Origin of the sequence: uncultured Ruminococcus sp. (assembly GCF_937915125.1) — a bacterium.
Taxonomy (GTDB): Bacteria; Bacillota; Clostridia; order Oscillospirales; family Ruminococcaceae; genus Ruminococcus_C.
The window spans coordinates 1-21,573 of record NZ_CALDMP010000058.1 but is presented as its reverse complement, the minus strand read 5'-3'; the positions used below and the strand labels follow the sequence as shown (position 1 = coordinate 21,573).

Genomic DNA, 21,573 nt, shown 5'->3' with positions numbered 1-21,573 from the left:
GCGTAAAGATGCGCCGCAGATGACGGGTGAGCGGGTTTTTAGAGGTGACCTTATGTGGAAAATGCAATAGTTCCCTTGACAAAGCAAAAAAAATATTGTAAAATAGTCAATATATGAGAACAACTGCCTGTCTCCCACCGGGATGCAGGCAAGAGAAATGAGGAATCAACATGCATTACCCCAAACTGCTCCGGCTGCTTCTGCCGCTGAGTGCAGCTGCCAGCGGGATCCTGCTGTTCTCCGGGACAGCTTCCGCAGAAGCCGTGGATACAACGACTGTGCCTGTGGCAACCGGCGTTCCTGTGGCAACCGCAGTACCCGTGGCAACGGATACTGGACTGGAAACAGATGTCTCCCACAAGATTTCCCCGAAACCGCAGGAAGAAGGCGACTGGGTCGATTCGGCTGATGGGCGAAAATATCGCTATGCGGACGGTTCTTTTGCCGTCAATATACAGGTCATCGACGGTATCTCCTACCTGTTCCAGGAGGACGGCACCCTGCTGACAGGATGGCAGAATTTTGACGGCGCCTGGCACTATTACAACCCCCAGACCTATGCGGCGGCAGTGGGTGCCCAGAAAATTGACGAAACAGTCTATCTGTTCGACTATACCGGTGCACAGAAAACCGGGTGGCGCACGGTGGACGGCGTCCGGCGGTACTATGACCCTGAAACCGGACAATTGTGCAGCGGCTGGTTCACTTATGCCGGAAACCGCTATTACATTGACTCCGAAACCGGAAAGGTGACAGGCGAGGTCACACTGGACGGCGTGAAATACTTATTCGACGGCGAATACGGTACCCAGGAAACCGGGTTCTGTACGTTTTCGGACAAAACCGTTTCCTTCTATGATGCAGACGGCTCGCCTGTTGCCGGCTGGCTGGAAAATGCCGGAAAGCAATATTATTTCAGCAAGGACTACGTTATGCAGACCGGCTGGCAGACCATCGACCAGAAGCAATATCACTTTGCCGCCGATGGCACTATGCAGAAGAGCTGGCAGACCATTGACGGAAAACGCTACTATTTCCAGAGTACCGGCATAATGCAGACCGGCTGGCTGACCCTCAGCACCGAAGAATACTATTTCCAGAATGACGGCACCATGGTAACCGGCTCACAGACCATCGACGGAAAAAAATATCTGTTCCGGGAGGACGGCACCCTCAGACGCATCCGGGTTTGCCTGGACGCCGGACACTATGGAAAGTATAACCGCAGTCCCGTGAACGGCGCCTATTTTGAATCGGATATGAGCTGGAAGCTGCACCTGAAGCTGAAGCCGGCACTGGAAGCCTATGGCATTGAAGTCGTCACCACACGCCCCACCCAGGCAGGCGACCTGGGACTGGAAGCGCGCGGCAAAAAAGCAGAGGGCTGTGACCTGTTCCTGAGCCTGCACAGCAATGCCTGCAATAGTTCCTCTGTAGATGCACCTCTGGCGTGCTGTACGGTCACAGGCGCTGCGGATGTGCTGGGGCAACAGCTGGCTGACACCGTGCACCAGGTCATGGGTACCTATCAGGGAGGCACCATCTGGAAACGTGTGGGACTCAATGGAGATTATTACGGCGTGCTCCGGGGTGCTACCTCTGTGGGCGTTCCGGCGATCCTGCTGGAACACAGCTATCATACCAACCTCCGTGCCACAAACTGGCTCCTTAACGACGCCAATCTACAGCGCATGGCAGAAGCAGAAGCAGCTGTGATCGCAGCATATTTCGGCGTACTATAAAATACAACAGCTATCTTTACCCGGAATCTATGGATTCCGGGTATTTTTGCTTTTTTCCGGAAAAAGGGGTTGACTTTTTCTGTTCTGCTGGTATATTCCTGAGATGCGGAAGGCTAGAATTGATTTGATGGAGGAATCACCATGAAAGAATGGATCTGCGCCGCAGCTGGTACAGCAGGCAGTTTTCTGATTGCCGCTGTGGGTGGATGGGATCTGAGTTTGCAGATACTGCTCGCCTTTATGGCGGTGGATTTCTGCACAGGAATCCTGACTGCCGCAGTGTTTCACCGTTCCGCAAAAAGCCAGAATGGCAGACTGGAAAGCCGCCGCTGTTTCCAGGGAATCTGCCGGAAGATCGCTATGCTGATGCTGGTTGCCGCTGGCCATGCAATGGATCTGCTGCTGGGCTGTGCGATTCTGCGCAACGCAGTGATCATCGGCTTTTGTACAAACGAGGTGATCTCGATCACGGAAAATGCCGGGCTGATGGGCGTGCCCCTGCCGGCTGCATGGAAAAATACAGTCAGCGTACTCAGCCGGAAACAGAAAGCACAGGATGCAGAACGGGAACAATCGGAAAGGAATTGAATGTCATGCAAATCACAAATGCATTTCTCACCCACAACCGACCGGGTACCAAGCGGAAGAAAACCACTGCCATTGCTGTTCACTGGGTGGGCAATCCCGGCAGCTCTGCCATGGCGAACCGGAATTATTTCAACACCACCGACCGGGCTGTCTCCAGCAATTACATTGTTGGATTGCAGGGCGAAGTGATCTGCTGCATCCCGGACGAAGAAGTCAGCTGGTGCACCAATCAGGCAAATAGCTATACGGTGTCCATTGAGACATGCCACCCGGATGCAACCGGAAAATTTCATTCCGCCACCTACAAAAGCCTTGTGGAACTGACTGCGCAGCTGTGCAGGAAATATGGGCTGAACCCGCAAAAAGGCGGCGTGATCCGGCATTTCGATGTGACCGGAAAGGTCTGCCCGAAGTGGTTCGTACCAAAGGCAAAGGGCGGTTCGGACACGGACAGCAGTGCAAACTGGCTGAAATTCCTGGCGGATGTGGTTTCGAAAATGGACGGCGCTACCGCTTCTCCATCATCACCGGTTTCAGCTGCAAGCACCAGCTATCTTGTGAAAGTCACTGCGTCTGCACTGAATATCCGTGCCGGTGCCGGAACATCCTATGGGATCGTAGGCTGTATCCGGGATAAAGGCACATACACCATTATACAGACTTCCGGCAATTGGGGCAGGCTGAAATCGGGCGCCGGGTGGATCTGCCTGGATTATACCAGACGGGTCTGATTGTTTTATGGGTGTCGTAGACTTGATCGGTACGTGATCCCATCTGAAAATCAAAGGGGCGATATCGGAAACACTTCGATATCGCCCACACACAAAAGCGCACATATACGTCCCATAGACAAGCGCAAAGAATCGCCATATAAATTTCACCACAAGCAGGATAAAACGCCATACAGAGCCGCACAGCGTGCTTACAGACGAAAAGAACCGCCGCCGAAGCTGTCACACTTCGGGGCGGTTTGTTTTTTTACTTAAGGCAACACCGCGCAAAGAGCGCCTGACGGCTTTGCACGTCATATGCTTGCATCTTTTCCGTCATATTTCACAAAAATGCTCGTGAATACACAAAGTATTCACTGCGCTTTTTGTTTCATCTGACGAAAAATCTGACGGCGCATCTGACGCACAATCTTTGTGCGGTGTTGCCTTAAATTGACGTACCATCGCCCAGCATATCCAGATGCCGCCGGTAGCGTTTGGGAATATCAATGCCGACCAGATAGCCGATCTCATGCAGAAATTCCGAGATCACAGAAAAGCCGTCTTTATAAAATCGCTCTATGCGCTTATCTTTAAACGGAATACCGTTGTAATCCGGTGGGCATACAAAAGTCCAGTCTGCACCGTCACGGTCAAACACGATGCGAAAGAACTTGTCAATATCCGTTCCCCGATAGCCGGCTTTCATAAGCAGGATGTGATGCTCCACAGCTTCGTCCAGTTCTCCCACAACAGCCGTTTTTCCATCGAAGGAAATCGCCGCAAGCATTGGTTCATCATGCGCCATTGCATCATTGACCGCCTGATCTGACGGGTATTTGATGATGTTCATGTGGTTTCCTCCTCGTATTCCAGAATATCACCGGGCTGGCAATGTATTGTGCCATTAATCCCAGTGAATTGCATCCATAGAAACAGTATCACCATTTGCAAAATTACGCTCTGCTTCTTCCAGCTGTCTGGCTTCTTCCTGTGTTACCTTTGTAAAATCCGGATCCCATGCAAGAACCAGTTTCTTGACCAGTTCATATGCAAGGTGCTGGTCATTCTCCGGCAGAATATCCACCATAGAAGCAATTGCCCGTGCTGTATTTCCCATGTGAAACCCTCCTCATTGCTTGTATATGTCGCCTCTGCTGTCAATCTTCATAATATGCAAAATCACAGCAATTTCATTGACATAACGGTATATAATACGATATTTCCCAACACGCAGCCGCATTCTGCCATCTGTATAGCCTTGCAGCGTCTTAATGTCGCCCTTCGGGGGTTCTTCTGTCAGCCCCTCAATGGCTTTCCTGATACGCTGTTTTGTTGGTTTGTCCTGTGCTTCAATAAACTTTTGCGCTTTCTTGTCAAATATGATCTCCATTATTCCGGCGTTCCCTCATGCTCTGCCCGCATCTTCTCGTCAATGGCTTCGTTGATATATCCGTTCAAGGATTTCCCGGAGGATTCCGCAGCCGCCTTGATCTGCTCTTTCTTGCCCTTTGGAACTGTCAATTCAATACGGTCATAATTACTTTTCACGTATTTATGAACCGCCTTTTGCTGCGCCTTGCTGGTTGGTGCCATAGTATCGCCCCTTTCAGAATACTATTATATCACAATACATATATTCACGTCAATATATACATTACACAAATATATTGCTATAACTTTGTTTATTCTGCCTATTGTATATTCACGTGAATAGTGATATAATATACACAGTGAAAGCCAAAGCGCAGCAAAACGCCTGCCAGCTTTCACCCAAAAGAAAAGCCCTCTCGCAATACGCCGACCAAAGCTTGTAAAAGCGTTCGCTCTCTGTTCGCCCACAACGCCCGTTTTTTTACCCCTCAATCTTTCCGGCTGTCTACGGGGCTTCTACGGTGCTTATATGGCATATGAACCGCATACAGCGAAAAAAACTTTAGGATCCTTTAGAGGTCAGCGCACAGAAAACCGGCTGCAAGTACACGCCTGCAACCGGTTATTTCTATTGAATCTCACCCAGATAGTCGCTGTAAAGCGTCGCCTGATACTCTCCATATTCCTGCCGTTCCCGCAATTCCTGCACCAGCTGGAAACATTCCGGGCGACTCTCCATATGTGTCAAGTCTGCCAGCATCTTTTGGAATGGGTAAGTCAGATAGCTGGAAAACTTTGCGCCAGATTCCGGCTTGTACCCTCTGAGAGCGTCCAGAAACGCCGTATAATAGCCCTGCCGGATGTCGGAAATTCTACACCATGCCGCTGAAACGCCGCTGTGCGTGCCGTGCAGGCTCTCTGGGCTTTCATATAGAGGATATCAGCTGATCAAAAAATGCGCATGCGCAATATGTTTCTTTATTCTTTTTATTTATATTATTTCTTTTTTGGTACCCAGATTTGGGTACAGCACTGTCCACAGATTTGGGTACAGCACTGTTCCCAGATTTGGGTATACCCAGATTTGGGGACACCCATTTCTGATAGTCCTTTTCAACAGATATTATTTGTTGATGTAGCAGTCGTGCGTAACGGAAATGATATTTATATCCTCCAACTCCAACTGCCGAAAAGCTAAGGCAATACCGCACAAAGATTGTGCGTCAGATGTACTCTACGAGCATAAACTTTGTCAGATTTTTCGTCAGATGAAGCAAAAAGCGCAGTGAATACTTTGTGTATTCAAGAGCATTTTTGTGAAATATGACGGAAAATATGCAAGCATATGACGTGGAAACCCAGCCCCGGCATGACACCCAGACAGGCATAAAAAAAGACCGTCACCGGATGGATTCCAGTGGCGGTTTCTTGCTGTGTTCTATTGCCTTTTCTGCGGCGCTTTTGTGGGCTTAGTGCTCTAATAGTGCCCTGAGCGCATTTTTTCACGCAAAACCAAAAAGCACGCAACCCCGGAAAACTCCCGAAACTGCGTGCAAATTCTTGGAGCTGTTAACCAGATTCGAACTGGTGACCTCTTCCTTACCAAGGAAGTGCTCTACCAACTGAGCTATAACAGCATTTTGTTCTCGCATGAGTGACTCAACATGTATTATTATATCACAAAGTGAAAAGCTTGTCAACCGTTTTCTCAAAAAAGTCGAAAAACAGAAAAAAGAAAAGTTTAATCTTACTTTTTTTACGTTAAAGCGCACACAAATCTAAAAAAATCGTGTTAAAAATCAACGTTTCATCTATTTCTAAAGTGTCCAACAACATGCAGCAAAATCACCAAAATGACATCTGCAGCTGAATGTGTGAAAAAAAGCATTGCCTTTTGCAGACGTATATGTTATAATGAAAAAGTCGGGTCTTCCGACAGACGCCTATCCCGGGATCACAGAACAAGCATTCTGATCCCACTGCCCTGTGAAAGGAGCTACTATGAATAAAAAACATCGCCTGGCTGCCGCCTGCCTGACTGCATTTGCTCTGACAGCAATGCTCTCCGGCTGCACGGATATTTCAGGCGCAGACGCCGGACAAACACCCATCGAAATGAATGCTTCAGAATCTTCTGAAGCGTCCTCTGTCCAGGATACAGATGCTTCTGCCAGCACGGATTCTTCCTATGACGAAAACAGCGATGCCGCAGAAAGCGCCGCAGTAACAAGCACACCGGTCTCCGAAGAAACGGCAGTTTCCTCAGACAGCGCACAGACCGGCGGCGTCATCGGTGATACCGGCATGACAGCCGACGAATGGTGTGTACAGGCAAAGCAGATCTACACCACTGCTGCCGCTACATATTATACCTATCTCTGCTCCAGTGACGGCTTCACCTATGATGACTCTGACGTCATTGATGAAAACTGGAAGCGCGTCACAAGCTGTGATACCCTGGAAGAAGCCGAGGCAGAATACTACTCCGTTTTCGCCCGGATGGGTCACGAATCTGATCTGGACGAACAGTTCCGGATGGTGGATGACAAGCTCTACCGTCTCTGCGGCGACCGGGGTGCAGATATCAGCTATGTGGATTCTGCGGTCACTGCTCTGACAGACAGCACTTCAGACACACTAACGTTCACTGTGGTATCCACCTACCAGTTCCCGGATGAGACAGAACAGACCACTCAGGAAGATACCTTTACGCTGGTATTCGAACGAGGTGTCTGGCGTGTGGGACAATTCACCATGCCATATTAAGAGCCTGTTTTAAACCTTTCCAAACAGGCACTAAGAGAAAGAAGGAAACACTATGCTTCAAAAATTGCTGGCGTTCTGCAGTGCCGGACTTCTCTGCGGCACTGTTCTGCTGACACCGTGGACAGTTTCAGCGGAAGAGACTGCCCCAGTCAATTCCATTACATTACCCAAAAGCGAAGCCCTGTATTATGAGATCAAGGACGAAAACGGAAATGTTTCCCAAAAGCCTTTGCCCGAGAGCCAGATCACAGGTCAGATCGCAATCACAGTCCACGACAACCCCATCCATGTATCCATCACCCGGCAGTCTGCCGAAGCGCCTCTGCCCTATTATGATATGGACCTTGCACCGGAAGAGGGACAGACTGTGACAGAATATGTCTTTCTTGTGGATTATTCTGAATGCCCCTCTGACCCCTCCCAGTTTGAAACCACCTATTCCTCTCCCAACCTCACATCTGTCTACAGCTCTGCCTATACGGTAGAGATCAGTGCACCCGCTACAAAAGGCTCTGTTTACAGCGAGGACGGTCTGCTGATCGCTGACCCTCATGCAGAATCTGTTGTCACAGGTGTCACTCGGTACAGCTATGACGTCACCTTTTCAGAGACACTGGATGTGCCGTCCCAGGCAGGCGAAGCTTCACCTGCTGTTTCAGAAAGCGGCGATCTCACGGTATCCCGGAGCATTCAGCTGTTCTGGAAGCCCTACACCTTGGGAGATGCCGACAACAACGGCAGTATTAACGCCGACGATGCCTACTGGATGCTGCTGTATTATGCGAAGGTTTCCGTAGGTGCTGCGCCGCCGGAAAATGTATCCAAGGATGCAGCTGATGTGGACAAGAGCGGCGATGTCACTGCAAACGATGCCTATCTGACGTTGAAATATTACGCAATGCAGTCCGTCGGAAGTACCATGACCTTTGAGGAATTCCTCGCGGCAGAGTTGGGATAAAACCAGTGTCATAAATACGAAAAAGCGGTCGAACCCGGCAGAAATGCCATGGTTCAGACCGCTTTGCTTTTTACCAAATAGCCTCCCCTGAAAGGGGAGGGGGACCATTGCGCAGCAATGGTGGAGGGGTAAAAAACCATATGATAAAACAGAAGTAACTATTCAGTACCCCCCTGTTTTGGGTTTGAAATTTACCAGTTTAATCTAAAATATGCAAAAAACAATGTGTATTTCTAATATTATTCACTTGATTTTGCATATTTTAAAGTTTTTTCCGGTAATTCATAGAGGGTTCTGAATAGTTACAAACAGAACAATCATGCTCTGCTTTGTTTTACATTTGCATTTGTATTATATTTCTGGAAGGGTAAATTCTTTTATATTGTGGGCACCTCTAAATACCCCGAATCCGTCAGATGTGGTGCAGATTTGCAACAGATTCACTTGCGGAAAAATGCAGGAATACTTGGTGTATTTCAAGTTTTTCCGCAAGTGAAGATGGCGCAAAGATGCGCCGCAGATGGCGGGTGAGCGGGTTTTTAGAGGTGACCTTGTGTCTAAACCCCTCCACCAGCTTCGCTGGTCCCCCTCCCCTTTCAGGGGAGGCATTGGAGAGGCATATGATTTATGCTTCCACAACGATCTTATGGAACACCTTTTTGCCCTTGCGAAGAATGGTTTCTGCCTCCGGGTATACGATGCACTTGGGGTCTGTGATCTTGGTGTCATTCACCGAAACACCGCCCTGCTGTACGAGACGACGTGCCTCACCGTTGGACGGTGCCAGTCCGGCACGCACCATAAGCGTCAGGATACCAATGCCGCCATCGGTCAGCTCTTCGGGCTTCAAAACCGTGGTGGGCATATTCTCTGCTGCACCTGCGCCGCTGAATACGGCACGTGCCGTTTCCTGCGCCTGATCTGCGGCAGCCTTGCCGTGTACCAGTTCCGTCAGTTCATATGCCAGAAGTTCCTTTGCCTGGTTCAGCTGCTGTCCCTCCAGGGTGCGCTCCATTTCCTCGATCTGTTCAATGGGCACAAAGGTGAGAAGCTTCAGGCACTTGATGACATCCTGATCGGAGACATTCCGCCAATACTGGTAGAAATCGTAGGGTGTGGTCTTTTCCGGATCCAGCCATACAGCACCCTTTTCCGTCTTGCCCATCTTCTTGCCCTCGGAATTGAGCAGCAGTGTGATGGTCATGGCATAGGCATCCTTCCCCAGCTTCCGGCGGATCAGTTCTGTACCGCCCAGCATATTTGCCCACTGGTCGTCGCCGCCGAACTGCATATTGCAGCCGTAATCCTGATACAGCTTATAGAAATCATAGCTCTGCATGATCATATAGTTGAATTCCAGGAAGGTCAGACCACGCTCCATGCGCTGCTTATAGCATTCGTGGGAGAGCATCCGGTTGACGCTGAAATGAGCGCCCACATCCCGGAGCACGTCCACATAGTTCAGATCCAGCAGCCAGTCACCATTGTTAACAATGATCGCCTTGTTCTCGGAGAAGTCGATGAACCGGCTCATCTGCTTTTTGAAGCAGTCCACATTGTGCTGGATGGTCTCCTTTGTCATCATCTTGCGCATATCGGTCTTGCCGGAAGGGTCGCCGATCATTGCCGTACCGCCGCCGATGAGGACAATGGGCTTATTCCCTGCCATCTGGAGCCGTTTCATAAGACACAGCGCCATAAAATGTCCCACATGGAGACTGTCTGCGGTGGGATCGAAGCCGATATAGAAGGTTGCCTTTCCGGCATTCACCAGTTCTTCGATCTCCTTTTCGTCGGTCATCTGTGCGATCAGACCCCGGCGTTTCAGTTCTTCAAATACTGTCATACGAGTTCCCTCTTTCTGTGTGTGTTGCCGGGGAACAAAAAAATCGTCCCCGGAAATTTGTTCCAGAGGACGATGTGAATTCACCGTGGTACCACCTCAATTTATCGGTTTTTGAAAAAACCGACCTCATAGACGCTGTAACGGGCGCAGCCCGGGATCCCCTACTGTGCGTGCAGCAGCACTGCAGTTCGGGAGACCTGCTCCGAGGGGTATTCACCGGGATGCCGCTGCCCTTTTCACCAGCCAGGGCTTCTCTGTACCGACACGGATCCGGCTACTCTTCCTCTTCTCCGCATGTTTCATAGCCTTATCATAGCATATTTCAACTGGGTTTGTCAAGGGAAAACGGAAAAATCATTCTCACCTGAATGCAATTTTCCCGTTGACAATTTTGTCAGAATACGGTATAATTAGTACAGAGAGCATTGCATAGATGCGGGTACATACTTTGTATGTGTATCGGCGGTCAAATCCAGCTCCCCACCGCAGCCCTGCGGTTCAGGGAGGTGTTGCGTTATGACTTGGATGGAGTTTTTAACCCTGTTACTTGTCGCTTGTAATATCATCGAGATATTCCAGAATAGCAACAAACGGAAATAGCCGCCCCAGCGTCCAACTTAGGCGGCTATTTCTTTCGCGCTTAAATTCGGGAGCTGACAGCCATTGCAGCGCTCTCTTCCTTTCTATTATAGCTTATTTTTTTAGTATTGTCAAGAGAAAATGTAATTTTGGCACGCAAATCAATTTTTGTGAAATATGGATTATTGTAGGGGCGACCATTGGTCGCCCGTTGCGGTTTGCCTGGATTTTTGGCGGGCGACCAATGGTCGCCCCTACATAAAATGATTCGTTTTACAGCATATAATTTAAAAATTGATTTGCGTATAATTTTGGCGCTGACAATTCATCCCAAATAAATTTCTGCGGTTTTCTAAAAAAACTGCTTGACAACAACAGGAATCCTATGGTATAATAAATAGGATGCATATGGCGAGGTGTAACTCAGTTTGGTAGAGTGCTTGCTTTGGGAGCAAGATGCCGCAGGTTCAAGTCCTGTCACCTCGACCACAATCTTCATATCCAAATAGCACACGAAAAAGCTACGGAAATTCCGTAGCTTTTTTGTTTCTTCAGAAGAATTCAGCTTAGTGCTTCTTTGATTTCTTGTGTAAAACCAGAGAAACACCATGATATCAATAGAACGTAGCCACTTCCTGCTCCGGTGCACTGGTCATAACGACCTCTTGCACCTGCAACACAGGACCTTTTCCACGGTACAGCTTGTGCTTCTGGACAACGATCTTGCCCGTCACCTGCACCCACTGTCTGGTCTGGAGCATGCTCGCCTTTTCCCACTCAGCCACCACACAGCTGTATGTGATATCCTCCACGCAGCACGTCATGACATGACGTCCCACTGCAAAGGTTTTCGGCGGAAATTTCGGATCCATGGCAACGATACCGCGGAAAGAGATCACCTTGCCATCATACTTCTTGGGATCCTCCATAATGTCCCGATACCACAGGGCATAGTCCGTATCCGCCAGCCGGATCACCGGCGCATTCACATCGAAAGGCAGCGGATCCTCGATCTCGTCATATTCCACCTGCCCGTTGGCATACTCATAGGCAATGTCCGTCCGGCGGCTGATGGCACGCACCAGCTTGTGGAATTCCATCTTGTCCATGGATTTGTCGAACCGGTTGAATACCACCAGTTCGCAGGTGTTCAGCTTGTCCACCACCAGACTGCGCATATTGGCGTTGTACTGTAAAATTGTGGTGGCATCGGCAAAGAACATCTCCTGATATACTGCCCAGTCCTCAGGCAGATTCTGGAACAGCTGTCCCAGCTGCCACATGCCGTTGTATTCCAGCACGACCCGTGTGGCACCGCATTCCTTCAGCAGTGCAGACAGGTGCTCCGCTGTCAGTTCCTCCGGCTCTTCCAGGGTGCGGATATACACATCCTGACAGGGCATTGCAGAGATATCATATTCCTCCTCGCCCTCTTCGCAGAGGAGCAGCATGGTCTTTTCGCCGGAGTTGAACCGCTTGTCCTCCAGCGTTTCCTGAATGAACTTTGTCTTTCCCGCTTCCAGAAATCCGGTGAACAGATATACCGGAACATCTGTTTCTTGCGGCTGTTTTCCTGCCATAGTGCGCCTCCTTACTCTGCGTGGAACAGCGCAGCCAGCGCATCTTCCCGGATACCGGAGCCAATGACGCAGAGACGACCTGTTGTACCGGCACAGCCTGTACGCACATCCGGTGTCCCCGGTACATAGTCAAAGTGAATCCAGCTGCCGTCCTTTGCCGGAACGATACCCTTGGCACGCAGCACCATGCCATAGGTGTCGGCATCGGTGAGTGCCTCCAGCGCCGCAGTGATCTCCTCCTGGGTATAGGTCTGTGCCGACTCTACGCCCCAGCTGGTGAATACATCGTCTGCATGGTGATGATGGTGCTCGTGGTCATGGTCGTGATCGTGACAGCCGCAGGTGCAGTTCTCGCCGTGTTCATGTTCATGCTCATGGTGATGGTCATGATGATGTTCGTGCTCATGCTCATGATCGTGGCAGCCGCATTCTTCATGGTCATGGTGATGTTCATGGTCGTGATCATGGTCATGGTCGTGATGGTGATGATGGTCATGCTCTGCCGCTTCTGCCAGCAGTGCCTGTAATTCGTCATCCAGGGTATTCTTCTGGGTCATGGCATCCAGCAGCTGCTTTCCGGTGAGCTGCTCCCAATCGGTGGTCACGATAGGCGCCTTTTCGTTGCAGGTACGCAGACGGCGCACGCAGTCGTCCAGCTTTTCCTGTGCCAGTCCAGCGGTATGGCTGAGGATCAGGCAGCTTGCATAGGTGATCTGGTTATTGAAGAACTCGCCGAAATTCTTCTGGTACATTTTGCACTTCTTGGCATCCACAACAGTGGTGAAGCCGTCCAGCTCCACATCGTGGGCATGGATATTCTGCACCGCACGAATAACATCGCTGAGCTTGCCCACACCGGACGGCTCAATGATGATCCGGTCGGGGTGATACTGCTCCAGCACCTGCTGCAAAGCCTTGCCGAAGTCACCCACCAGACTACAGCAGATACAGCCGGAGTTCATCTCTGTAATCTGCACGCCGGCATCCTGCAAAAATCCGCCGTCAATGCCGATCTCGCCGAACTCGTTTTCGATGAGCACCAGCTTTTCGCCGGCATATCCCTCTGCAATGAGCTTCTTGATCAATGTGGTTTTACCGGCGCCCAAAAAGCCGGAAAATATCGTAATTTTTGTCATGCAGTCTGCACTTCTTTCTCTCAGAATTTCTGGCAGAGGAGGGCGTATCCCATCCCATGCCAATCCTCTTTAGTATAACACGCTTTCCACAGACATGCAAGCAATTTTGAGGATATTTAGATGGATTTTTTATGAACAAAAAGTACTCTATCGGATCTCCAGTTCCATAATCGCCCCGGCAATCTGCCGCAGCACCGGTGCCGCAGCTGTATTGCCATAGCCTCCGTCCTCTGCCAGCACGGTCACTGCATAGCGTGGCTCTTCCGCCGGAAAAAATGCCGTTACCCAGCCGTGGCAATATTCCTCGCCCTTTTCGTCATAGCGTCCTGTCTGGGCAGTGGACGTTTTCGCACCCATAGTCACATTCCCGGGCTTGCCCTGAAAATCCTCGTCCTCTGCCGCATAGCACATCAGCCACCGCAGATACCGGGCTGTCTCCCCGGAAATGCCTTCCTCATGAACCGTTTTTTCCTCCCGGAGCACCGTTTTTCCGTCCTCTGTCACACCACGCACCAGACGCACCATGGGCAGTGAACCGTCTCCGGCAATGGCACAGGTCATCCTTGTGATCTGCAACGGCGTTGCTGTCAGCACACCCTGTCCGAAACAAAAATTGGCACGCTCCGCCGGCAGTTCCAGCTGCTGCAAAGTAGGCAGTGTACCGCTGGATGCCACGATATCCGCTGTCAGTGCAGTCTCTTCTCCGAAGCCAAAAGATTTTGCCGTGTCCAGCAGATGAACGCCGTCCAGTTCCTGACTGAGCGCAATGAAATACGGGTTGCAGGAATTTCGCATGGCAAGTGCCATGTCCTGCCTGCCGTGTCCGTTCAGATCGTGACAGCGAAACAGCTGCGTTCCCACAGAAATAGCACCGGAGCAGTCCCAGTGAAAGGTTCCGGCAATGCCCTGGTCATAGGCGCACGCCGCTGTCACAAGCTTGAAGATGGAGCCCACAGGATAGGCATACATTGCCCGGTTGATCATGGGACTGTCGGGATTTTCCAACGCTTCTTCCAGGTTGTCCACGGAATAGGACGGAAAGCTCGCCAGACCCAGCACATCACCGCTTTCCACATCCATCACCACAATGCACCCCTTTTCCAGAGACTGCCCGGCAGTTTCACAGATTCGCTGTATGGCCGCATCCAGCGTGGTAATGACGCCCTCCACCGGATTGGCACCATAGCGCACCTGCTTACTGTCTCCGGCAAGCACCCCGCCTGTACCGTCTACGGAAAAGGTCACACTCCACTGGGAATCCACACTCCGCAGCACATCGTCGTAGGCATATTCCAGCCCGGTCACGCCGCTGCCCTGGGATGTATATCCGACGAGATGCTGTGCCAGCTGATGATCGCTGTAGCGTTCCGGGATCTCCAGCACGGTCACATCTGCGCAGTCGATTTCCGTTGTATCCACTGTGCACACAAAAGGCTTTCCCTTTTCCACCTGCGCATAAAACGCATCCAGATCCAGCACATGGGACAGCAGTGCGGCAATTGCCTCCGGCGTTGGATTCACCACAGCAGCGCATGTATTTTTCGCATTGACCAGAGGTGTGCCGTTCCGGTCGTAGATCGTTCCCTCCGCTGTCCCGGCAAGGCAGGTATAGCTCCCCTGCTTCGCCGCCGTCTGCATGAGCTCCGGCTTCTGTATCAGCCACGCCAGATAGACCGCCGCTGTGCAAAACAGCGTCACGATCATCAGCCGCAGCCATGCCAGCCGTTTTCGTAACCGTTCCATACCATCATTCCTCATTCCTAAGGCAACACCGCACAAAGAGCGCCTGCCGGCTTTGTGCGGTATTGCCCTAACTCCGAATTTCTCATTTCCAAGTATTGTTCCATCCGATTCCCGGAATATGCATCCCGCTGTGGCATTGTCCAGCATGTACAATATCTACAAATTGCGACAAGCATTTGTGGAAATATTTTCTCATTTTTTGTGAAATCCCTTGACTATTGCATCAAAAAAGAGTATAATATGAATAGAAGCTGTGTACAGCCTCTATGCGATGTGTCACCTTGCCCAGCAGTACTGGTAGTTTTTTCAGAAAACGCCTATGATTCTGCTGTATGGCAAGCCGTCTCAAAATCCATGCGGAAGGAGTGTGTGCCACCCGGCACAATGTATCTGAACTATGAAAAATATCTTATTTGCCGCATCCGAATGCGTCCCCTTCGTCAAGACCGGTGGTCTGGCAGACGTTGTAGGCGCACTGCCCAAAGCGCTGAACCATGATGAATATGATGTCCGTGTCATCGTCCCCAATTACACCTGCATCCCCTGGGAATACCGGAGCCAGTTCCGCTATGTCACCCATTTCTATATGGACTATGGCCGCCATGTGGAAAATGTCCACGTAGGCATTATGGAATATGTTTATCAGGGTGTGCACTTCTATTTCATCGACAACGAATATTATTTCAAATGCGATCGTCCCTACAGTGATTCCATCATGTGGGACATCGAGCGCTATATCTTTTTCTGTAAAGCAGTACTGGCAGCAATGCCGGTCATCGGATTCCACCCGGATATCATCCACTGTCACGACTGGCAGACCGGTATGATCCCCGTATTCCTGCGCAGCACCTTTGCCTCCCACAGTTTCTACTGGGGTACGAAGAGCATCATGACCATCCACAATCTGAAATTCCAGGGCGTGTGGGACATCCGGCATTTTGTGTACAACACCAATCTGCCGAACTACATGTTCACACCGGATAAGCTGGAATTCAAGAAGGATGCCAACATGCTCAAGGGCGGTCTGGTCTATGCCGATTACATCACTACAGTCAGCGAAACATATGCCGAAGAGATCAAAACGCCCTATTACGGCGAACAGCTGGACGGTCTCCTCTGTGCACGCTCCCGTTCTCTGCGGGGTATTCTGAACGGCATCGACTACGAGGTATACAACCCGGAGACTGACCCGAAGCTCTCTGTACACTACACCGTAAAGGACGCTGTGGAAAAGAAGAAAGAAGCCAAAAAAGCCCTCCAGAAAGAGCTCGGTCTGCCTGTGGACGAGAACAAGTTTATGATCGCCATTATCTCCCGTCTCACCGACCAGAAGGGTCTGGATCTGGTGGACTGGATCACCGATCGCATCACGGACGAGTTCACCCAGTTTGTCATCATCGGCACCGGCGAAGAACGGTATGAGAATATGTTCCGCTACTATCAGGGCAAGCACCCCGATCGTGTTTCTGCGAACATTTTCTATTCCGATCCCCTGGCGCACAAGCTCTATGCAGCAGCAGATGCTATGCTGGTACCGTCCCGGTTTGAACCATGCGGTCTGACCCAGCTGATCTCACTGCGCTATGGTACTGTGCCCATTGTCCGTGAGACAGGCGGTCTGAAAGATACTGTTGTTCCGTACAACGAATACGAAAAGACCGGCACAGGCTTCACCTTTGCCCACTACAATGCAGACGATCTGCTCTACACCATCAACTATGCGAAGAATATCTACTTCAACCACCGTGAGGACTGGGACAATATTCTCCGCCGTGGCATGGAACAGGATTTCTCCTGGGGCAGCTCTGCACTGCAATATCAGGGCATGTACGACTGGATCATCCGTGGTATGCAGGGATAATCTCATCGCCTGATTTCATTTACAAAAGCAATTTAAACTCCGCCGCCGGTACAATTCCAGCGGCGGTTTTTCTTTCCAATGTAGGGGGCAAACATTGTTCGCCCCTACGATTTTATCCTGTGAAAATTACACCACATCATAGAATGGATTTCCATGCATTTTCACAAACATCCTTGACGTTTTCCTGGATTCATGGTACAATAAACGAGATGATACCACAAATAAACGGAGGAATTCTCATGCAGATCTTAGTTGTCGGAATGGGACTCATCGGCGGTTCCATTTGCAAATCTATCAAAGCATCCACAGAACACACTGTCTTTGGCTGCGATGTCCAGCAGTCTGTCCTGGAGGATGCCATAAAAGAGGGTGCCATCGACGGCATCGGTACCATGAACGACGGCACCTATGACATGATCATCATCTGTCTCCACCAGCGGATCGCCATCCAGTTGGTACAGGAAGCCCTGCCCCAGCTCCCACCGGGAACCATTCTGGTGGACACCTGCGGTCTGAAAGGGCGCATGGTGCGTGACCTGACCTATCGCTGCCGCAAATCCGGCGTGCACTATGTGGGCACGCACCCTATGGCAGGACGGGAAAAAAGCGGCTATTACGCCAGCATCCCCGATCTGTTCCAGAATGCCAACCTCATTGTCACACCAGTGGACGGCACAGACGAAACAGCCCTGGAAGCGGTCAAGCAGCTGGCAAAGCAAATGGGCTTCGGCAACATTGTCACCGCAACACCTATGTGGCATGACAACATGATCGCCTATACCTCCCAGCTGGCACACGTGGTTTCCAGCGCCTATGTGAAGGATTTCTGCATGGACGACGCCCTGTCCTTTTCCGGCGGCAGCTTTCAGGATATGACACGTGTTGCCACCATGGACGAATCCATGTGGTCGGCGCTGTTCCTGGACAACCGGGACAACCTGCTGTATCACCTGGATCTGCTCATTGAAAACCTCACCGATTATCGGGACGCGCTCAAGCAGCGTGACGAGGAACGCCTGCAATATCTCATTGCCGAGGGTCGCCAGATCCAGGAGGAAAATGTACGGAAACGCAAGGAAATGAACGAGAAATAAGGAGAAACAAACTGTTATGAACTGGACACAAGTGGATATTTATACGACCACAGCCGCCATTGACCTGCTGAGCGTACAATTGCAGGATCTGGGCATCCGGGGCTGTATGGTACAGGATGCACAGGATTTTCAGGAATTCCTGGAGCAGAAAACCGGCAAGTGGGACTATCTGGAGGATGGGCTCATGGAACTGGCACACTGCGAGACATGCATCACCGTCTATCTGCCGGAGGATGCCCAGGGTGCAGAGACACTTTCCGCTGTCCGCACCCTGCTGGCACAGCTGAAAGCACAGGATACCGAGCACGCCTATGGACGGCTGGAAGTGGTCTGCTCCGGCATCCGGGAAGAGGACTGGGCAAACAACTGGAAACAGTATTTCAAGCCGTTCCCCGTGGGGAAAAAGCTGTACATCAAGCCCAGCTGGGAAGAGGCTACTGCGGAGGCTGAGGGAAGAACGATACTGGAAATTGACCCTGCCAGCAGCTTCGGCACCGGACAGCACCACACCACCCGGTTGTGCCTGGAACTGCTGGAAAACGAGATCACACCGGAGACAAAGCTTCTCGACCTGGGCTGCGGCAGCGGTATCCTGTTTATCGGCGGTATGCTTCTGGGGGCAAAAGAGGCATATGCCGTAGATATTGAAGAAAACGCCGCACGGATCGCCGGTGAAAACGCCGCAGAAAATCATCTGGATCCCGAAAAATACACCATTTCCTGCGGCAATGTCATCACCGACAGCAAACTGGTGGAGCAGATCGGTTCCGGCTATGATGTGATCACGGCGAATATCGTTGCCGATGTCATCAAGGCAATGGCACCGCTGTTTCCGCAGTTTCTCCGGGATAACGGCATCCTGATCCTGTCGGGCATCATCTCCGAACGGGCAGACGAAGTGCTGGAGACTGTGACAGCCCACGATTTCACCGTACTGGAAAAACGGGAAGCATCCGGCTGGTGCGCCGTAAAGCTGCAAAAAGTACCCGGCGCCGGGACGTGCTGCGAAACAATACGCATGTAATGTAAAGCCATATCTCGCCGAAGGCGGCAATGAAGCTTTTTGATCCAGCAATTTCTCGAAAATGCTGGCGAGGTCCAGGGCGAGAGGCCCTGGTCGCCGCCCGCAGGCGGCGAAACACCCTGCGCCACTCTTTTGGCGCGCGGGGAAAGGGGTGAGAAAAGCGACAGCTTTTCGAGGGGACTGAACATCCTTGGTGAAGTCTGTCGAAGCCATTTCCTCTGGGCTTCGACTGAAAGCGGACAAGACCGCTTCCCCTTTTTCACCATTTTCAGCAAATAAGATTTTGAAAACGTCCCGGTGGGACGTTTTCAACACAACGCAACACAATACTACATCATCAAGCCAATCCCCAAAAACCAGAAAAACACCGTTCCTGCACGTGGAACGGTGTTTTTCATTATGTAGAATAGTAAGAGGTTGTCAAAATACGAAACGCCCTTATTTAGCGTCTTTTTTCACAGCATCCACCGGCTTGCCCTGCTGTGCAGCCAGAAGATCACGAATCTCTGTGAGAAGAACTTCTTCCTTGCTGGGCTTCGGCGGCTCCGGCTTCTTTTCTTCCTTCTTGCGGAACATGTTCATTACCTTCACAATAATAAACACGCAGAGTGCTGTCAGCAGGAATGTGATCACCGCATTCAGGAAATTACCGATGGCAATAAACGGATGATTGCCCCACGGGATCGTGATGCCCAGCGTGCTGAAATTGATACCTGCCAGAACCGTTCCGATAAAAGGCATCAGAATATCGTCTACCAGCGAAGTCACAATAGCAGTAAACGCAGAGCCGACGATCAGACCGACAGCCATGTCCAGGACATTTCCCTTGGAAATAAACTCCTTAAATTCGCCGATCACAGATTTGAGACCGCCGCCTGCCTTTTTCAGACCTTCTTCTACATTTTTGTTTTCCATGATGTTCATCCTCATTTCTTGATTGGCATATCTGCCTTTATTTTACCAAGTTTGTCACTCGGCAATATCCGTGCTGTCCTCCGGCAAAGCCGCATCTTCATTTCCTGCCGGAGCAGTATCCGTAGATTCTCCTGCGCCCTCTTCCGGTGCTGTGGTATCATTGTCGTAGGTCTGAATCTTGCCGGTATCCACCGTGACAATAAATCCATCCCTGTTGTTGCCGGAAATGGTATATTCCTGATTCGGCGGCACCAGAATATAGGTGGAATCTGCCGCAGCATCTGCCGGAACATAGTACACCTCATAGATCTCGCCGTCCCAGTTGGTGATGGAGAGATGATTGTCGGTGTTGTAATTTTTCAGCAGGGTGAGATATTCTTCCAGACAGAGGTTGTTCTCCGCCATATAAGTGGCGTGGGGCTGTCCCACATAGCGATAATGCCACGGCTCTGCCTGATAGCCCGTGGTCTCGGTCTTGTCCTCTGCATAGCGCAGAATATAGCCGTAATGTCCGCAGTTCTGGTTGATCCACGCATATTCGCCGGTGCCGTCATAGTCATACTGCACGCCGTCCTGATAGAGGGACACATCCAGGGAATAGCCTGTCTCATGCTCACTGTAACCCGGCTTTGCCACACGGGAAGAAGTTTCTGCACCGGTTGCCTCCAGATCTGCATCATACAGCTCCTGCTGCTGGGCATTGGTGCGATAGCCGCTGATCACGATAACATCATCGTGTCCGGTCGCCACGAAGAAATCATCCAGCATCTGGTTCAGTGTTTCGATGGCAGGTTCACGCAGACTGGTTTCCGTACCGCTGACGTGGTAGTTGTCCGTCTTGTGTTCATAAATGCTGACGATCTCTGTGGCGTTGTTCTCCACATAGGCATTGTCGCCGTTCACCAGGATCAGATCGCCGGCATGTACCTGTGTATTTTCCACAGCAATATTTTCATATACTGTCTGTTCTGTGGCAGGCTCTTCTGGTTCACTTTCCTCTGCGCCGCCGATCACCATACCCTCAGAACCCTGAGAGATCGGCGTAAGAGACTGATACATCTGAAAGCCTTCATATCCCACAAAAGCCACCAGTGCCAGAGAAACAATGATCTCTGCGGCAGTTTTTGCGCCGGATCCTCTGGGACGGCGAGGCTGTGGGCGACGGTTTCCTGACGGTCTCGCCTGTTTTGTTCTATTATTCCCATTTCCGTTTGCGGATTGGGGACGTTTTTTCGGTTCCTGACTCATTCGGATACCTCCAGATCTATTTTCAGAGAACCGCCCGGGCGGCGGTTTTTTCAGTTCCAGTTTTTCGGGTAATTCTGACCCTGTTTTTATTATACCACATTTTGCGAAAATTGCAAATACTTTTTATGCAAATTTTTTTGAAACAGCAAATTGTATTAAATTAGGAATGGCGGTGTTGCCTGTGACGAAGGATTAATACTAATCTCTGACCAAACCCATGAAAATCTTCACCGCCATCCACTCGCTGCTCGTCGTCAAACGCCCTTGCCAGGCGACAGCCTGCCTGCGGACGTTTTCCTTGATCAGAGATTAGTATCAGATATTACCGGGTGCCAGGAAACACCAACATTTTCTCAAGGCAACACCGCACAAAGAGCGCCTGACGGCTTTGCACGTCATATGCTTGCAT

At 50.7% G+C, this 21,573-nt stretch carries 18 protein-coding genes, 2 tRNA genes and 1 other annotated feature; of the genes, 9 read left to right on the top strand and 11 right to left on the bottom strand.

What is annotated here, in order from left to right; all coding sequences use genetic code 11:
* Positions 1–170: 170 nt before the first annotated feature.
* The 3 genes from Q0418_RS05820 to Q0418_RS05810 all read left to right on the top strand — a co-directional run bounded on the left by Q0418_RS05820 (position 171) and on the right by Q0418_RS05810 (position 3,061).
* On the top strand, positions 171–1,742 hold the full coding sequence (locus Q0418_RS05820) for an N-acetylmuramoyl-L-alanine amidase (RefSeq protein ID WP_298483102.1): 1,572 nt from the start codon (positions 171–173) through the stop codon (positions 1,740–1,742).
* Positions 1,743–1,883: 141 nt separating this feature from the next.
* Positions 1,884–2,330, top strand: a complete 447-nt coding sequence (locus Q0418_RS05815; protein ID WP_298483100.1) for a holin family protein — start codon at positions 1,884–1,886, stop codon at positions 2,328–2,330.
* Positions 2,331–2,335: 5 nt separating this feature from the next.
* The gene (locus Q0418_RS05810; RefSeq protein ID WP_298483098.1) at positions 2,336–3,061 is read left to right on the top strand and encodes an N-acetylmuramoyl-L-alanine amidase; all 726 of its coding nucleotides are present in this window, start codon (positions 2,336–2,338) and stop codon (positions 3,059–3,061) included.
* Between the two features lie 427 nt (positions 3,062–3,488).
* Here Q0418_RS05810 and Q0418_RS05805 read toward each other — a convergent pair whose 3' ends face one another.
* The 5 genes from Q0418_RS05805 to Q0418_RS05785 all read right to left on the bottom strand — a co-directional run bounded on the left by Q0418_RS05805 (position 3,489) and on the right by Q0418_RS05785 (position 6,051).
* Entirely contained in the window at positions 3,489–3,893 is a 405-nt protein-coding gene (locus Q0418_RS05805) for a hypothetical protein (protein ID WP_298483096.1), read from the bottom strand.
* Between the two features lie 54 nt (positions 3,894–3,947).
* Positions 3,948–4,160, bottom strand: coding sequence for a hypothetical protein (locus Q0418_RS05800; RefSeq protein ID WP_298483094.1), 213 nt, complete (start codon positions 4,158–4,160; stop codon positions 3,948–3,950).
* A 12-nt stretch (positions 4,161–4,172) separates the two neighbouring features.
* A complete protein-coding gene (locus tag Q0418_RS05795; RefSeq protein ID WP_298483092.1) occupies positions 4,173–4,433 on the bottom strand; it encodes a type II toxin-antitoxin system RelE/ParE family toxin in 261 nt (86 codons plus the stop codon).
* Entirely contained in the window at positions 4,433–4,636 is a 204-nt protein-coding gene (locus Q0418_RS05790) for a hypothetical protein (protein ID WP_298483090.1), read from the bottom strand. The genes Q0418_RS05795 and Q0418_RS05790 overlap by 1 nt, the downstream gene beginning before the upstream one ends.
* A 1,339-nt stretch (positions 4,637–5,975) precedes the next feature.
* A tRNA-Thr gene (locus tag Q0418_RS05785) sits at positions 5,976–6,051 on the bottom strand.
* 364 nt (positions 6,052–6,415) lie between these two features.
* On the opposite strand from Q0418_RS05785, the gene Q0418_RS05780 reads away from it, so the two are divergent.
* Positions 6,416–7,180 carry a hypothetical protein gene (locus Q0418_RS05780; protein WP_298483089.1) on the top strand — a complete coding sequence of 255 codons (765 nt, stop codon included), beginning with the start codon at positions 6,416–6,418 and terminating at the stop codon, positions 7,178–7,180.
* Positions 7,181–7,232: 52 nt separating this feature from the next.
* A complete protein-coding gene (locus Q0418_RS05775; RefSeq protein WP_298483087.1) occupies positions 7,233–8,138 on the top strand; it encodes a dockerin type I domain-containing protein in 906 nt (301 codons plus the stop codon).
* Positions 8,139–8,763: 625 nt separating this feature from the next.
* Here the strand turns inward: Q0418_RS05775 and tyrS are convergent.
* Positions 8,764–9,984 (bottom strand): tyrosine--tRNA ligase, encoded by a 1,221-nt coding sequence (tyrS, locus tag Q0418_RS05770; protein ID WP_298483085.1) that lies wholly within the window; start codon positions 9,982–9,984, stop codon positions 8,764–8,766.
* 62 nt (positions 9,985–10,046) lie between these two features.
* Positions 10,047–10,284: a binding site (T-box leader), on the bottom strand.
* Positions 10,285–10,975: 691 nt separating this feature from the next.
* Here tyrS and Q0418_RS05765 point away from each other — a divergent pair.
* Positions 10,976–11,052: transfer RNA gene (locus Q0418_RS05765), tRNA-Pro, on the top strand.
* Positions 11,053–11,177: 125 nt separating this feature from the next.
* Here Q0418_RS05765 and Q0418_RS05760 read toward each other — a convergent pair.
* The 3 genes from Q0418_RS05760 to Q0418_RS05750 all read right to left on the bottom strand — a co-directional run bounded on the left by Q0418_RS05760 (position 11,178) and on the right by Q0418_RS05750 (position 15,022).
* Positions 11,178–12,143, bottom strand: coding sequence for a TIGR03943 family putative permease subunit (locus tag Q0418_RS05760; RefSeq protein WP_298483083.1), 966 nt, complete (start codon positions 12,141–12,143; stop codon positions 11,178–11,180).
* Between the two features lie 11 nt (positions 12,144–12,154).
* Complete coding sequence (locus Q0418_RS05755; protein ID WP_298483081.1) at positions 12,155–13,279, bottom strand: GTP-binding protein; 1,125 nt, start codon at positions 13,277–13,279, stop codon at positions 12,155–12,157.
* A 147-nt stretch (positions 13,280–13,426) separates the two neighbouring features.
* On the bottom strand, positions 13,427–15,022 hold the full coding sequence (locus Q0418_RS05750) for a penicillin-binding protein 2 (protein WP_298483079.1): 1,596 nt from the start codon (positions 15,020–15,022) through the stop codon (positions 13,427–13,429).
* Positions 15,023–15,419: 397 nt separating this feature from the next.
* Between Q0418_RS05750 and glgA the strand changes: the two genes are divergently transcribed.
* The 3 genes from glgA to prmA all read left to right on the top strand — a co-directional run bounded on the left by glgA (position 15,420) and on the right by prmA (position 19,001).
* Positions 15,420–16,883: a glycogen synthase GlgA gene (gene glgA / locus Q0418_RS05745; RefSeq protein ID WP_298483077.1), complete on the top strand. Its 1,464-nt coding sequence runs from the start codon at positions 15,420–15,422 to the stop codon at positions 16,881–16,883.
* Between the two features lie 239 nt (positions 16,884–17,122).
* Positions 17,123–17,977, top strand: a complete 855-nt coding sequence (locus Q0418_RS05740) for a prephenate dehydrogenase/arogenate dehydrogenase family protein (protein ID WP_298483075.1) — start codon at positions 17,123–17,125, stop codon at positions 17,975–17,977.
* A gap of 16 nt (positions 17,978–17,993) precedes the next feature.
* On the top strand, positions 17,994–19,001 hold the full coding sequence (prmA, locus tag Q0418_RS05735; RefSeq protein WP_298483073.1) for a 50S ribosomal protein L11 methyltransferase: 1,008 nt from the start codon (positions 17,994–17,996) through the stop codon (positions 18,999–19,001).
* 438 nt (positions 19,002–19,439) lie between these two features.
* Here the strand turns inward: prmA and mscL are convergent, their stop codons facing one another.
* Positions 19,440–19,916, bottom strand: a complete 477-nt coding sequence (gene mscL / locus Q0418_RS05730) for a large-conductance mechanosensitive channel protein MscL (RefSeq protein ID WP_298483071.1) — start codon at positions 19,914–19,916, stop codon at positions 19,440–19,442.
* 54 nt (positions 19,917–19,970) lie between these two features.
* On the bottom strand, positions 19,971–21,164 hold the full coding sequence (locus Q0418_RS05725; protein ID WP_298483069.1) for a D-alanyl-D-alanine carboxypeptidase family protein: 1,194 nt from the start codon (positions 21,162–21,164) through the stop codon (positions 19,971–19,973).
* Positions 21,165–21,573 lie beyond the last annotated feature (409 nt).

Coding starts and splice junctions, on each gene's coding strand:
- Q0418_RS05820 (WP_298483102.1), top strand. CDS start 171: ATGCATTACCCCAAACTGCTCCGGCTGCTTCTGCCGCTGAGTGCAGCT.
- Q0418_RS05815 (WP_298483100.1), top strand. CDS start 1,884: ATGAAAGAATGGATCTGCGCCGCAGCTGGTACAGCAGGCAGTTTTCTG.
- Q0418_RS05810 (WP_298483098.1), top strand. CDS start 2,336: ATGCAAATCACAAATGCATTTCTCACCCACAACCGACCGGGTACCAAG.
- Q0418_RS05805 (WP_298483096.1), bottom strand. CDS start 3,893: ATGAACATCATCAAATACCCGTCAGATCAGGCGGTCAATGATGCAATG.
- Q0418_RS05800 (WP_298483094.1), bottom strand. CDS start 4,160: ATGGGAAATACAGCACGGGCAATTGCTTCTATGGTGGATATTCTGCCG.
- Q0418_RS05795 (WP_298483092.1), bottom strand. CDS start 4,433: ATGGAGATCATATTTGACAAGAAAGCGCAAAAGTTTATTGAAGCACAG.
- Q0418_RS05790 (WP_298483090.1), bottom strand. CDS start 4,636: ATGGCACCAACCAGCAAGGCGCAGCAAAAGGCGGTTCATAAATACGTG.
- Q0418_RS05780 (WP_298483089.1), top strand. CDS start 6,416: ATGAATAAAAAACATCGCCTGGCTGCCGCCTGCCTGACTGCATTTGCT.
- Q0418_RS05775 (WP_298483087.1), top strand. CDS start 7,233: ATGCTTCAAAAATTGCTGGCGTTCTGCAGTGCCGGACTTCTCTGCGGC.
- tyrS (WP_298483085.1), bottom strand. CDS start 9,984: ATGACAGTATTTGAAGAACTGAAACGCCGGGGTCTGATCGCACAGATG.
- Q0418_RS05760 (WP_298483083.1), bottom strand. CDS start 12,143: ATGGCAGGAAAACAGCCGCAAGAAACAGATGTTCCGGTATATCTGTTC.
- Q0418_RS05755 (WP_298483081.1), bottom strand. CDS start 13,279: ATGACAAAAATTACGATATTTTCCGGCTTTTTGGGCGCCGGTAAAACC.
- Q0418_RS05750 (WP_298483079.1), bottom strand. CDS start 15,022: ATGGAACGGTTACGAAAACGGCTGGCATGGCTGCGGCTGATGATCGTG.
- glgA (WP_298483077.1), top strand. CDS start 15,420: ATGAAAAATATCTTATTTGCCGCATCCGAATGCGTCCCCTTCGTCAAG.
- Q0418_RS05740 (WP_298483075.1), top strand. CDS start 17,123: ATGCAGATCTTAGTTGTCGGAATGGGACTCATCGGCGGTTCCATTTGC.
- prmA (WP_298483073.1), top strand. CDS start 17,994: ATGAACTGGACACAAGTGGATATTTATACGACCACAGCCGCCATTGAC.
- mscL (WP_298483071.1), bottom strand. CDS start 19,916: ATGGAAAACAAAAATGTAGAAGAAGGTCTGAAAAAGGCAGGCGGCGGT.
- Q0418_RS05725 (WP_298483069.1), bottom strand. CDS start 21,164: ATGAGTCAGGAACCGAAAAAACGTCCCCAATCCGCAAACGGAAATGGG.